The sequence below is a fragment of the Corynebacterium anserum genome (assembly GCF_014262665.1).
Taxonomy (GTDB): Bacteria; Actinomycetota; Actinomycetes; order Mycobacteriales; family Mycobacteriaceae; genus Corynebacterium; species Corynebacterium anserum.
Genome location: NZ_CP046883.1, coordinates 1,096,290 through 1,109,077 on the forward strand (window position 1 = coordinate 1,096,290; position 12,788 = coordinate 1,109,077).

A 12,788-nucleotide genomic window follows, 5' to 3' on the forward strand; every position below is an offset into this window, starting at 1 on the left:
GCTCACCCAGACTAGTTGGCGGGAAAGCTCATCAATCATTGCTCCTCGGCCTCCAGCCCTGGTTGGAACAACCTCACCCTCTAGCCAGAATTACGCAAAGCCGTAGCCAAGCCATTCATCGTGAGTTGAATTCCTATGCGTACTGATTGGGAATCATCGCCCGCACGATAGCGCCTGAGCAGCTCAATCTGAGCCAAATTCAAGGGGACGAGATACGGGAAACGGTTACGCACAGAGGTCACGAGTTCTGGATTGTCTGCGAGCAAAGACTGCCGACCCGTGATCTTCATAAACATATCGATGGTCAATTGGTACTCATCGCGAATAATGCCGAAGATTCGGCGTGCATCTTCCTGGTTAGGAACCAGGGTGGAATACAGCTGTGCCAAAGACATGTCCACTTTGGACATCACCTGAGCCATGTTCGATAAAACGGAATCCAAAAAAGGCCACCTACCGTGTAAAGCGCGTAGATATTCCAATCGACGCTGAACATCGCCCTCGACGGACTGACCTTCGCGGAGCCACTGATGGAACGCACTGCCCACGCCAAACCAACCCGGCAGCATTGCACGCGACTGCGACCAGCTCAATACCCAAGGAATTGCACGCAGGTCGCTAATGGCTGTGGTCTGTTTGCGGGAGGAAGGGCGCGAACCAATATTCAGACTACCGATCTCTTCTAGGGGCGTAGAACTGGTGAAATACTCTATGAAACCCGGATCCTCATGCATCAACGATTCATACACTTTGCGAGACATTGCACTAATTTCACGCATAGTCTCATGCGCCCGTTCAGGTTTCTCAATAGAGTCAGGAGGTAGCAAACTTGCCTCGAGTGTCGCGGACACTAACGCCTCTAAATTCCGGCGAGCATTCGGTCTGTCACCGTATTTCGCCGAAATAATTTCCCCCTGTTCTGTAATACGCACCGATCCTTCCACAGCGCCCGCTGGTTGAGCCAAAATGGCATCGTAAGAAGGGCCGCCACCGCGGCCTACCGTACCTCCTCGGCCGTGGAATAAACGTAAGCACACCCCCGCATCCCGAGCAGCTGCCACTAGCGCGAGTTCGGCGTCATAAAGTGCCCAGTTAGCTGCGAAGTACCCACCATCTTTATTCGAATCCGAATAGCCCAGCATGATTTCCTGCTGGTTATCGAGGTGCGCGAGATAGTTCCGATAAAAAGGAACATTCCACAACTTGCGCATGATTGTAGCTCCCGCCTGCAGGTCGTCAATTGTCTCAAACAGTGGGATAACATCTACCGACCCGGTTGGGTGATCCTTGTCTGCCTGGAAAAGACCAACCTCTTTCAGGAGGATCATCGGTTCCAAAATATCTGACACACTCGTGGTCATTGACACGATATTGTGCGGAACTGCTTCGCGACCAAACCGTCGCACTGCGTGTGCCGCTGCATGATAGATATCCAGTTCTCGCGCTGTCTCTTCTGACCATGAAGCGTTGGGATCAACGAGCGGACGCGGGCGTGATAACTCTTCGATGAGTAATGTGACTTTGCTGTCTTCGTCGAGACCACGATAGTTCTCGGTCACGCCAGCATGAGCAAAGATCTCGGTGAGAACATTCTCATAGGACTCTGAGTTCTGTCGCAGATCTAATCCACTCATGTGAAAACCGAAACTACGAACAGCGAACTTGAGGTCGCTGAGCGTGTGATCGGCTAGCAGATCGTCGAGGCTGAGGCGCAAAGATTTGTCGACGACATCAATATCCTTCAACAGTTCCTCAGCGACCGCGTAGGGTTCATGACCTTCGTGCACGTTGCCGGCCACCACAGGATAACCAAGTGCCGTGTATGCGGTGGCCGCTACTCGACCGCGAATTCCGTGCATTGCTCGGCGATAAGGCTCATCAGCACGCGAGGGAACATCGTTGTGCCCACGCAGCGCCAAGGCTTCGAGTTCCGCAGTGACCTGGACAAAACTCGTCGAGAGACTAAGGTCATGCTCCAGATCCTGCAACAGATCGAGATAGTGCTTAAAGACGGTCTCCGCCGCCTGAGACGTGGCCATGGCAACGGTCTGACCGGTGACATATGGATTGCCGTCGTGATCACCACCGATCCATGACCCCGGGCGGATTACTGGAGTGGCGGGAACCTCTGATCCGTAGATGTCACGGATCGTTTCGGCCACTGTTCGGTTGAGAGCAGGAATTTCATGGAGCAGGCTTATCCCGTAGTAGCGCAGGCCGACTTTGATCTCATCCTCAATACGGGGTCGCACACTGCGAATCAGCGCGGTTTGCCATAACACCGTGATGTGCCTGCGAATAATGTGGTCAATAGCGGCGAGTTTCTGCTCAGTCCGCGCTGTATGGGGGGCATTGAGAAGGCTGGCACGTACGCGCATTTGTGCCGTGATTTCCGATTGCACGTCAAATACTGTTCGACGTCGGGTCTCTGTGGGATGCGCTGTGAGTACCGGGGCAACATAGGCTCTTTCCATGACGCGGGAAACCTGGTCGCTGTGAATACCTGCGTCTGCAAAACGCTTCCACGTGTGGTCAAGGGTGGACGGAGGCTCCGGCATCCCCGCATCAGCGTCATGTTCACGCAGACGTTCAGCGTGGAGATCTTCGGCCAGGTTCGCGAGTAAGGCGAAATGGGAAAAGGCGCGAATCATCGGAATGGCTTTTTCAGTGTCCAATTCGCGGAATTGCTCTGCCAACTCATCAACACTCAACTCACCGTAGCGAAGATCAAGGGCTGTCGTACGCGCATTTTCGACAAGGTTGAAGATGTGCTCTCCTTCTTGTTCTCGAATGACATCACCCAAAATTTTGCCCAGATAGCGGATGTCGTCACGTACTGACGGCGTAATTGGCGGTTGAGGATAGTTTTCTGGGATGACGGGAATGGAGGTTCCTGGGATGGTGGTACCTCGTTGCGTGCTATTCGACATATTTCGGATGCACTCTCCTTCCTGGTTGTCACACCACGTCAAGCCGTGTCGCTACTTCACTTCGTGCTTACCACTATGCCTAAGAAATGAGTCGAACAGATGAACAGCGTGTCTAGGTATGGAAAAACCCCAGGAACCGACTTGGAAAACGCGGGGTTCCCGGGGCAAGGACTACGAATGAGACCGTGTGGAGTCAGTGGACAGCGCGAACTACTGCACAGCCTTTGCGGCAGCGGCAACCAACCCGGCGAAATCTTTACCATCGAGGCTGGCTCCGCCGACCAGACCACCGTCAACATCGGGTTGGCTCACAATGTCAGCTACCGAATCAGTCTTCACTGATCCTCCGTACAAAATGCGCAGAGAATCTGCGATCTCTGCATTTGCCATGTCCTCGATAACCTCGCGGATTGCCTTGCACACCTCTTGTGCGTCTTCAGCGGAGGCGACTTTTCCGGTACCAATTGCCCAGACTGGTTCGTAGGCAATGACAGTGTTCGTGAGATCTTCTTCTGTGAGACCTTCCAATGAGGCTCGGGTTTGCTTGACGACGTACTCGACGTGGTCACCAGCCTCACGAACCTCGAGAGGCTCACCCACGCATACGATCGGCTTCATACCCGCCGACAAGGTGGCTCGTGCTTTGGCCGCGACGATGGCGTCGGTTTCCGCATGGTATTGCCTGCGTTCCGAATGGCCAACGACAACCCACGTGCAACCTAAAGCTGCGAGCATGGAGGCAGAAACCTCGCCCGTGTATGCCCCCGACTCATGAACGGAGACATCTTGAGCACCGTAGGTGATCAACATTTTGTCTGCGTCCACCAGAGTTTGAACGCTTCTGATGTCCGTAAAAGGTGGAATAAATGCGACGTCTACGCTGTCGTAATAGTCCTTTGGCAAGGCGAAATCGAACTTCTGAACCACGTGAATTGCTTCCTTATGGTTGAGGTTCATCTTCCAGTTGCCTGCGATCAATGGGGTACGTGCTGCCATGTTTTCTCCTCGACAATCACACTTGATGGTGCGTTCTACACCAGACGGTTTTGCTTCTTAATCATCCAGGACGGATACACCTGGGAGCTGCTTGCCCTCGAGGAATTCCAGCGATGCTCCACCACCGGTAGAAATGTGGCTGAATCCGTCTTCATCCAGACCCAGAGTGCGTACTGCGGCTGCGGAATCGCCGCCACCAACAACAGAGAAGGCACCATGAGATGTGGCGTCGATAATGGCCTGTGCGACGCCCTTCGTACCACCGGCGAAGTTCTCGAACTCGAACACACCCATAGGCCCGTTCCAGAAGATGGTCTTTGCTCCGGCGAGAATTTCCGCGAAAGCAGTCACGGATTCGGGTCCGATGTCCAGACCCATCCAGCCAGCGGGGATGGACTTAAGATCCACAGTGCGATGCTCCGCATCCTTGGAGAATTCCGATGCCACGACAACATCCGTAGGCAGAGCGATGACATCCCCGAAGCGTTCTAAGAGATCCTTGCAGGTGTCAATCATGTCCTCCTGTAACAAAGAACCACCGACCTCATACCCCTGGGCTGCCAGGAAAGTGAAGCACATGCCGCCGCCGATGATCAGTTTGTCCACCTTTGGAGCAAGGGCCTCGATGACGCCGAGCTTATCTGAGACCTTGGAACCACCGAGAACGACAGCATATGGCTGAGCCGGGTCTTCGGAGACCTTTTTCAGCACGTCAAGCTCGGTTTCCACTAAGCCACCGGCATAGTGAGGCAGTTTCTTTGCCACATCATAAACGGAAGCCTGGGCACGGTGAACCACGCCAAAGCCATCCGAGACAAAAGCACCATTATCGGCAGTCAGAGCAGCAAGCTCCGCGGCGAATTCTTCCCGTTCAGCGTCATCTTTGGACGTCTCGCGAGGATCGAAGCGAACGTTTTCCAGCAAGAGGATGTCACCGTCGTTGAGACCATTGGAACGCTCATGCGCATCCTCTCCCGTGACATCAGCTGCCAATGGTACGTACATATCTAAACGTTCAGACAGCGCCTCTGCAACGGGAGCGAGTGAGAAGTTGGGATTTGGCTCCCCCTTGGGGCGCCCGAGGTGAGCCGCGACGATGACACGCGCGCCAGCTTCAAGAAGCGCACGAAGGGTAGGCAGAGATGCCTCGATACGACCCGGATCCGTAATGTTACCGTCGCTGAGAGGGACGTTGAGGTCAGAACGAACTAGTACATGGCGCCCCTCGACGCCTTCGTTGATCAAGTCTTGAACAGTCTTCACAGCCATAGGTAATCCTCACTGCTTGGTGCGATGAGCGCGCGTCTCGTCACGGTTGTTGTATCAATTGACAACCCCAGTGTATTGAAGAGCTAGACAACATGTGGACAGACATGACGAAAGCCGGGTTGACCTGCACGGTCGCACCCGGCTCGATACCTAATCAGGGGTGATTAGAGGCGCTCACCAACATAGGAGGTGAGGTCTACGAGACGGCAGGAATAGCCCCACTCGTTGTCATACCAAGAAACAACCTTCACCTGATTATCGATGACCTTGGTGAGACCAGAGTCAAAGATAGAAGAGTGCGAATCGGTCACAATATCGGTAGATACCAAAGGATCGCCGTTGGAGTACTTAAGTACACCCTTCAGTGGCCCTTCGGCTGCCTTCTTCAGCGCAGCGTTGATTTCTTCGACAGTCACCGGTTTCTTTGCCTCGAAGGTCAGGTCTGTCATGGAACCGGTGATCACTGGAACGCGGACTGCGTAACCATCGAGCTTGCCCTTGAGCTGTGGCAGAACCAAAGATACGGCTTTCGCCGCACCGGTAGAGGTTGGAACCAAATTCACTGCAGCGGCGCGCGCACGGCGTAGATCCTTATGAGGAGCGTCATGCAAGCGCTGGTCGCCGGTGTAGGCGTGGACGGTGGTCATAAGACCACGCTCAATACCGAATTCCTCGTCCAAAACCTTGGCCATTGGAGCCAGGCAGTTCGTGGTGCAGGATGCATTGGAAATAACGTGGTGCTTGTCTGGATCGTAGTCCTCGTGGTTTACGCCAACGACGAAGGTGGCATCCTCGTTCTTGGCAGGTGCGGAGATGATGACCTTCTTTGCTCCTGCATCAATGTGAGCTTTCGCAGCGTATGCGTTGGTAAAGAAACCGGTGGACTCGATGACGATGTCGGCGCCCAGCTCGCCCCACTTCAGGTTCTGTGGATCGCGCTCAGCAGAAACGACGATGCGCTTTCCGTCGACCGTGATGGACTCGTCATCGTACTCAACATCAGCGTCGAGACGACCGACAACGGAGTCATACTTCAGGAGAGTGGACAGGGTCTTGTTGTCGGTCAGGTCGTTGATGCCGACAATCTCAATGTCCGCACCGTTTGCCTGCACGGCACGGAAGAAGTTACGACCAATACGGCCAAAGCCGTTGATGCCAACACGAATTGTCACGTTTCAGTCTCCTAAGGTTGTATTCGTTGAGGAGACATCGGGAGCTCATCACGCTGTCTACGTAACGGATCTACCCAACATCTCACTGTGACACCCTCGAGACTACCTAGGAGTAGATATGTGTGCAGAGCTTTCACACCCACATGGCGTTAGTTTATGAGCTATTCAACATCCTGAAATAGTTCGTCAGTGACAGCGATATGAGTATCCGGCACTCCCAGTTCCTCTGCCCGCTTGTCGGCCATTGTTAATAGCCGCCGGATTCGTCCAGCCACTGCGTCTTTAGTCATCGCGGGGTCAGCCAACTGCCCCAATTCCTCAAGTGATGCCTGGCGATGCTGCACGCGCAGATGCCCCGCCTGCGCGAGATGTTGCGGCACATCATCACCCAGTAGTTCCAATGCGCGTTCGACGCGAGCAGCTGCGATTACGGCAGCACGAGCGGATCGGCGCAAATTGGCGTCGTCAAAGTTTGCCAATCGGTTGGCCTTCGAGCGGGCCTCACGCTGCATCCGGTGTTTTTCCCACCGCACACGGGTGTCCCGCGCGCCCATCAGTGTGAGCAAAGCGTCAATTGAGTCACCATCACGAACAATCACGCGATGAACTCCCCTGGCTTCCTTCGTCTTGGCCGCCACGTCAATACGGCGGGCGGCGCCCACCAGGGCTAAAGCTGCCTCATTGCTTGGGGTGGTTACTTCAAGAGCGGACGAACGGCCTGGTTCAGTGAGAGAACCATGAGCTAAAAAAGCTCCACGCCATGCTGCGACGCATTGCTCGCGCGTGCCACCGATAATGAAGCGGGGCAAACCACGAACCGGTCTACCAGCACGATCGATGAGCTCTGTACGGCGAGCGAGTTCAGTACCCCCCTGGGACCAGCGCAGGATGTAGCGAGAATTTCGGCGCAAATTCGATGCACCGATAACCTGAATCTCAGCCTCAAGGTTAAACAGCTGCTCGACGAAGCCCACAATCCGGCGGGCAGTCGCAGACGTATCAACTTCGGCCTCAACAACAATCTGGCCACCGACTAGGTGAAGCGCTGCGCAATACCGCAGAAGACTAGCTACCTCCGCAGTCATCACGTCAGAACGGGTGACGTTTACCTGCGCCAGCTCGGCCTTCACGTCTTGAGTCAGAGCCACAGTGCCCTACGTCCTTTCTTTAGCTGCTGCCTAAGTTCATCTGGTAGTACCCGCATGGCGACAGACTGTTACATGCGCATAAAGGCAATACCATTGCGAAACGCAATACTAGCTGAGATGAGCGGGAAGATCCTCGATGGGCGTATCCAGAATCTCTTGGAAAACGGTGGCCATCTTGTCGGGCATATGGCGGTCGGAAAACCGCCCCCGTCCATCATCTTCCCGTACATCACGATAAATCACACGCGCTCCGAGTGCGGAAGCCGCCCGTTCGAAGTGGCGCCGCTCGGACGCTCCCTGCATTGTGGTGAGATCAACCACCACCACGTCGATCAGAAGATCCTTCGCGTGCTGGTTGACCATATGAATGTGGTGTTCCATCGACATACCGGCCATTTCTCCCGGCTCGGCGACAAGATTCATCACCAATACCTTCGGGGCTGATGAGTTATTGAGTGCCTCAACAACAGCCGGCATAAGGATGTGGGGGATGACGCTCGAAAACCAGCTACCCGGACCTAACGTCACGAGATCCGCGTGCTCAATCGCTTCGAGAGCCTCGGGTGTCGGCTGGGGATTGTGCGGGAAAATCTTCACCCGGCGCACCTGCCCAATCGTTGTTGCTACAGCAACTTGGCCACGAACGGCGACAACCTCGCGCGGGTCCTCTTCCAAGCCTGTGACTTCGGCTTCTAGGTCCAATGGTTCGTCGCAAACGGGGATGACCCTACCTTTGACTCCCAGTAATGCAGCCAACTCATCCAATGCCGCGGTCAAACTGCCCATCACTTGAGATAACCCGGTGATCAATATGTTCCCCACCGCGTGTCCTTTGAGCGCACCATTGCCGCCGAAACGATGTTGAAGGGTCTTCTCCCACAACATCCCGCGTTCATTGTCGCGAGACAGCGCGGCAAGAGCCATACGCAAGTCGCCGGGTGGTACTTCACCTAATTCTCGACGCATCCTTCCGGAAGAACCACCATCATCTGCAACAGTTACTACTGCACTCACATAGTCGGACACTTTCCGTGCCGCCCGCAGCGTGTTAAACAAACCATGACCCCCGCCGAGGGATGTCACGCGAATGGCGCGCTTATCCTCGCGCGGTTGCGTGGATGATGTCTGCTTGTCGCTCATGATTATCGCTCCAGGTCACGATGGGTGACACGAACGGTCACGCCCTCACCCTCAAGGCGTTTGGCCAACTCCTCCACTACCGCCACGCTGCGATGGTGTCCTCCTGTGCACCCCACAGCAATGGACACATAACTCTTACCTTCGGTGCGGTAACCATCGAGCATGCATCGCAGCATGCGTTCCGTTGCGTTGAGGAAATCTATGGCTCCGGGTTGGCTAAGAACATAGTCCGCTATGCGTTGATCTGTCCCCCGGTAGTCGCGAAGGTTGTGTTCCCAGTAGGGATTCGGTAAAAAACGCGCATCGAGGAGCACATCAACGTCGTGCGGCGCCCCGTGTTTGAAACCGAAGGACTTGATGTTGACGCGCACGGGCTTGCGATCCATGCCTGAAAAATACTGTTCCAGTGTGCGACGAAGATCGTGCACGCTTGTATCCGTGGTGTCCAAAACGATGTCGGCGCGTTGTCGAATGTCGTGGAGCATAGCCCTCTCGCGGTCAATGCCCTCTTTGAGGGTGCCGTCTCCTTGCAACGGGTGAGTACGACGCACGGCGTCATAGCGGCGGATGAGAGCGGAGTCTTTAGCGTCGAGAAAGAGGACGACGGGGCGTTTGCCGGTTTCGCTCAGGGTGGCTAGCACGTCGGAGAGGTTGCCTGCGAAATCACGGGAACGCACATCGGTGACAATCGCCAAACGCTCAATGGGCGAATCCTCCTGAAAACTCAACTCAGCCATGCGGACAATCAACTCCGGCGGAAGGTTTTCCGCCACGTACCAGCCGAGCTCCTCCAGCGCAGCAGAGGTTGCGCGTCGACCGGCACCGGACATGCCGGTGATGAGGATCAATGACGGCATGCGTGGACTCTCTGGGTTCACCTGGGCGCTCATGTGGCCGAGTTTAGTCGTTTCGGGCCTGACGTACGTGGAGGGTGTCGTAAATTTTCTGAGCTAGCGAAGGCCCGAAGCCAGGGAGCCTCGATAGCTCCTCCACGCTCGCCTGCCTCACTTTCGCCACGGAGCCGAAGCTAGAGACAAGTTGTTTGCGCCTTTTTGGACCGAGTCCGGGAATATCATCCAGAATTGAGCGCTTCATCCGGGCACTGCGCTGCTGCCTGTGGAAAGTGATGGCACAGCGATGGGCCTCGTCGCGAAGATACTGCGTGAGATAGAGCGCCTCCGAGTTGCGCGGGAGTATCACCGGATAGGGTTCCCCAGGCAACCAGATTTCTTCAAGGCGTTTGGCAATGCCAATGAGCGTGACATCGTTAATGCCCAAATCATCGAGGACTTCCTGTGCGGCATTGACCTGCGGTAGACCGCCATCGACGATGAAAAGGTTTGGAGGGTAGGCGAACTTCTTTTCCGATGCCACCTCTAGCTCTTCCTCGCCTTCCAGACGTTCTCCGCTGTCATCGCCCAAAGGAAGCGCTGTTTTGTCTTCAAGGTGGCGTTTAAAACGACGGCGTACGACCTCGGCGATGGAAGCCACGTCATTGCTGTGGCCATCACCAGCAGCGTCGCGTATCTTGTAGCGACGATAGTCGGACTTCTTCGGCAACCCGTCTTCAAAAACGACGAGGCTAGCTACAACGTCTGTTCCCTGGATATGGGAAATATCTGTGCATTCGATGCGCAACGGGGGCTCATCCATACATAGCGCTTCCTGCAGTTCTTTCAAAGCCGCAGAACGCGTAGTGATATCACTGGCGCGTTTCAGTTTATGCTGCGCCAGTGCTTGACTTGCGTTGGTCTTTGCGGTGTCCATGAGCGCTTTCTTATCACCGCGTAGAGGTCTTCGAATGATAACTTTGGAGCCGCGCAATGTACTGAGCCACTGGGACAGTTGGGTCTTATCTTGGGGAACATTTTCCACGAGCACTTCGCGTGGAACGGGCGTCACTTGAACGTCCCCCACCAAATCACCGAGTTCCGCCACAGAAGCAGGGGTGATGGCCGAGGCGAGACCCCTGTCTACTCCGGAGCTGGAGGCTCCTGCGACAGCAGTCTCCGTAGCCTGAGCCAATGCTGCCTCATCGCCATAAAACTGGGTGATGAATTGGGCAGTGAGGGCGGCGTCGTCGGACTCTTCCCGCTCTACGACCCAACCACGCTGACCGTGGATGCGCCCGCCGCGCACATGAAATACCTGCACGGCAGCTTCCAGCTCATCGGCGACGACGGCGATGACGTCTGCGTCGGTCGAATCAGAAAAGACCACGGCCTGCTTTTCCATCGCCTTGTTCATCGCACTTAACTGGTCGCGCAGCGTGGCCGCCCGTTCAAAGTCGAGATCCTCAGCCGCCTCATGCATCTCTTTCCTGACCCGACGCAGTACCCCCTCAGTATTGCCTGCGAGGAAAGATGAAAATTGGTCAACAAGCCGACGATGTTCCTCAGGGCTAATCTCGCCCACACAAGGAGCAGAACAGCGATCGATGTAACCGAGCAGACAAGGCCGCTCCAGAGCCTCATGGCGTCTGTAAACGCCACTGGTACACGTGCGGATAGGAAATACACGCGTTAAAGACTCCAAGGTATCGCGAATGGCCCATGCCTTAGGATAGGGGCCGAAATAGCGGATACCTTTGCGACGCGGACCGCGATATACGAAGGCGCGAGGAATGTCCTCCTTCACGCTGACTGCGAGCATGGGGTAGGTCTTATCATCCCGATACATCACATTGAAGCGGGGGTTAAAGCGCTTAATCCATGTGTATTCGAGATTGAGAGCCTCGAGCTCGCTGCTGACGACCGTCCACACCACACGGTTAGCTGATTCCACCATTGCGCGTGTACGAGGATGAAGTTGATCCAGATCCTGGAAGTAATTGGATAGGCGGGCGCGGAGATTCTTGGCCTTGCCGACGTAAATGACGCGGTCAGAGGCATCTCGGAATGTGTAGACGCCCGGTTCCGTGGGGATTCTCCCAGGTTCCGGGCGATAAGAAACGGTGTGTGCCATGGGCGAAAAATAGACCTGTGTTGGTTACTGAGCTGTGTGGCTTAGTCCTCTAGCATATACATATCTTCCAGTCGGCGGAATTCCTCCACAGTGTGTGCGATCGTGTCCCGATCACGGATATGCATAGCGAGCATCGGTACAAATTCAAAGTCGGGAAGTTCTAACCGAGCCGTACGAGCCTGGCTCGGAAAAGACAGTCCGTGGATGATCTCCCAAGGATAAAACTGAGCATTCATGATGTTTCGCACTTCCACGCCATGCGAGTTGACGCGCACTCGGGGTCGAAGCAAAAGCAAACAAAAGAGCGAAAAAATTAGGCCAATGCCTATGAAACCCAGTTTGTCGGACAGTCGAATAGTCACGCCGGTGTCACCAATACCAACCACGATCGCCATGAAGATGTGAACAAGCATGACCACGGCCACACCAATCCACGCTGTTTTCTTCCAGAAAGTGGAAGTAACAACCATTTCCCATTCTGCGTCCCGCGACGGGGTAGCGTTGGCAATGTTGTTAGTGTCTCTGTGCGCTGCTGCACCAGTCGTCTGCGACATTGTGTTGTGCTGTCCGATCTCCGTGTTGCTCACGTGACATAGAGTACCCGCGATTGAGGCGGGACAAAACTAGAGGTGAAATGCGTGTTCTAGCTGTTGGCAACGTCACGCAGCAGTACGGCTGTGTGAATTGCTGCCAGGGCTGCGTCGGCGCCCTTGTCTTCATAGGCCCCTTGCCCACCCGAACGGTCAAGTGCCTGTTGCTTGTTCTGCACCGTCAGTACCCCGTTGCCAACAGGAACGCCAGAATCGATGGGAATACGAGTGAGGCCATAGGTTACGGCGTCGCATACAACCCGAAAGTGCTCCGTCTCTCCCTCGATCACACATCCGTTGGCTACCACAGCATCAAAGTGTTTCACTGCTTCCGCCACCACGACTGGTAGTTCCAGTGCTCCGGGGACTCGCCAATCCTTGACTACCGCCCCGAGGGAGCGAGCCATCGCGATAGACCGAGCGTGAAGTTTATCGGTGATCTCTTCATTCCACGTTGCGCTAATGACGGCGACACGCATTCCATCCGCAGCTCCGGCGGGAATAGAAATTTGTGGAAGCCCTTCGTTGGACATGGTGTTGCTCCTAAGTATTTTTGGCTGAATGTCTACGGCTGACTAC

10 protein-coding genes are annotated in these 12,788 nt (G+C 55.1%); all 10 read right to left on the bottom strand.

What is annotated here, in order from left to right:
• Positions 1-80 precede the first annotated feature (80 nt).
• The 10 genes from ppc to ribH all read right to left on the bottom strand — a co-directional run bounded on the left by ppc (position 81) and on the right by ribH (position 12,742).
• Entirely contained in the window at positions 81-2,930 is a 2,850-nt protein-coding gene (gene ppc / locus GP473_RS04550) for a phosphoenolpyruvate carboxylase (protein WP_185769778.1), read from the bottom strand.
• Positions 2,931-3,140: 210 nt separating this feature from the next.
• Entirely contained in the window at positions 3,141-3,926 is a 786-nt protein-coding gene (tpiA, locus tag GP473_RS04555) for a triose-phosphate isomerase (RefSeq protein WP_185769779.1), read from the bottom strand.
• Positions 3,927-3,983: 57 nt separating this feature from the next.
• Positions 3,984-5,195: a phosphoglycerate kinase gene (locus tag GP473_RS04560; RefSeq protein ID WP_185769780.1), complete on the bottom strand. Its 1,212-nt coding sequence runs from the start codon at positions 5,193-5,195 to the stop codon at positions 3,984-3,986.
• A 164-nt stretch (positions 5,196-5,359) separates the two neighbouring features.
• Positions 5,360-6,367 (bottom strand): type I glyceraldehyde-3-phosphate dehydrogenase, encoded by a 1,008-nt coding sequence (gap, locus tag GP473_RS04565; RefSeq protein ID WP_186277214.1) that lies wholly within the window; start codon positions 6,365-6,367, stop codon positions 5,360-5,362.
• A 161-nt stretch (positions 6,368-6,528) separates the two neighbouring features.
• On the bottom strand, positions 6,529-7,515 hold the full coding sequence (gene whiA / locus GP473_RS04570) for a DNA-binding protein WhiA (RefSeq protein ID WP_185769782.1): 987 nt from the start codon (positions 7,513-7,515) through the stop codon (positions 6,529-6,531).
• 108 nt (positions 7,516-7,623) lie between these two features.
• A complete protein-coding gene (locus tag GP473_RS04575; RefSeq protein ID WP_185769783.1) occupies positions 7,624-8,655 on the bottom strand; it encodes a gluconeogenesis factor YvcK family protein in 1,032 nt (343 codons plus the stop codon).
• A gap of 2 nt (positions 8,656-8,657) precedes the next feature.
• Positions 8,658-9,545, bottom strand: a complete 888-nt coding sequence (gene rapZ, locus GP473_RS04580; protein ID WP_185769784.1) for an RNase adapter RapZ — start codon at positions 9,543-9,545, stop codon at positions 8,658-8,660.
• Between the two features lie 10 nt (positions 9,546-9,555).
• On the bottom strand, positions 9,556-11,619 hold the full coding sequence (gene uvrC, locus GP473_RS04585) for an excinuclease ABC subunit UvrC (protein ID WP_186276616.1): 2,064 nt from the start codon (positions 11,617-11,619) through the stop codon (positions 9,556-9,558).
• A 41-nt stretch (positions 11,620-11,660) separates the two neighbouring features.
• On the bottom strand, positions 11,661-12,089 hold the full coding sequence (locus tag GP473_RS04590; RefSeq protein ID WP_246394967.1) for a PH domain-containing protein: 429 nt from the start codon (positions 12,087-12,089) through the stop codon (positions 11,661-11,663).
• A gap of 173 nt (positions 12,090-12,262) precedes the next feature.
• On the bottom strand, positions 12,263-12,742 hold the full coding sequence (ribH, locus tag GP473_RS04595; protein ID WP_186276617.1) for a 6,7-dimethyl-8-ribityllumazine synthase: 480 nt from the start codon (positions 12,740-12,742) through the stop codon (positions 12,263-12,265).
• Positions 12,743-12,788: the final 46 nt, after the last annotated feature.

What these genes read in the sequence shown, in the direction of transcription:
- ppc (WP_185769778.1), bottom strand. Translation starts at nt 2,930, where the DNA reads ATGTCGAATAGCACGCAACGAGGTACCACCATCCCAGGAACCTCCATT.
- tpiA (WP_185769779.1), bottom strand. Translation starts at nt 3,926, where the DNA reads ATGGCAGCACGTACCCCATTGATCGCAGGCAACTGGAAGATGAACCTC.
- GP473_RS04560 (WP_185769780.1), bottom strand. Translation starts at nt 5,195, where the DNA reads ATGGCTGTGAAGACTGTTCAAGACTTGATCAACGAAGGCGTCGAGGGG.
- GP473_RS04575 (WP_185769783.1), bottom strand. Translation starts at nt 8,655, where the DNA reads ATGAGCGACAAGCAGACATCATCCACGCAACCGCGCGAGGATAAGCGC.
- rapZ (WP_185769784.1), bottom strand. Translation starts at nt 9,545, where the DNA reads ATGAGCGCCCAGGTGAACCCAGAGAGTCCACGCATGCCGTCATTGATC.
- uvrC (WP_186276616.1), bottom strand. Translation starts at nt 11,619, where the DNA reads ATGGCACACACCGTTTCTTATCGCCCGGAACCTGGGAGAATCCCCACG.
- GP473_RS04590 (WP_246394967.1), bottom strand. Translation starts at nt 12,089, where the DNA reads ATGGTTGTTACTTCCACTTTCTGGAAGAAAACAGCGTGGATTGGTGTG.
- ribH (WP_186276617.1), bottom strand. Translation starts at nt 12,742, where the DNA reads ATGTCCAACGAAGGGCTTCCACAAATTTCTATTCCCGCCGGAGCTGCG.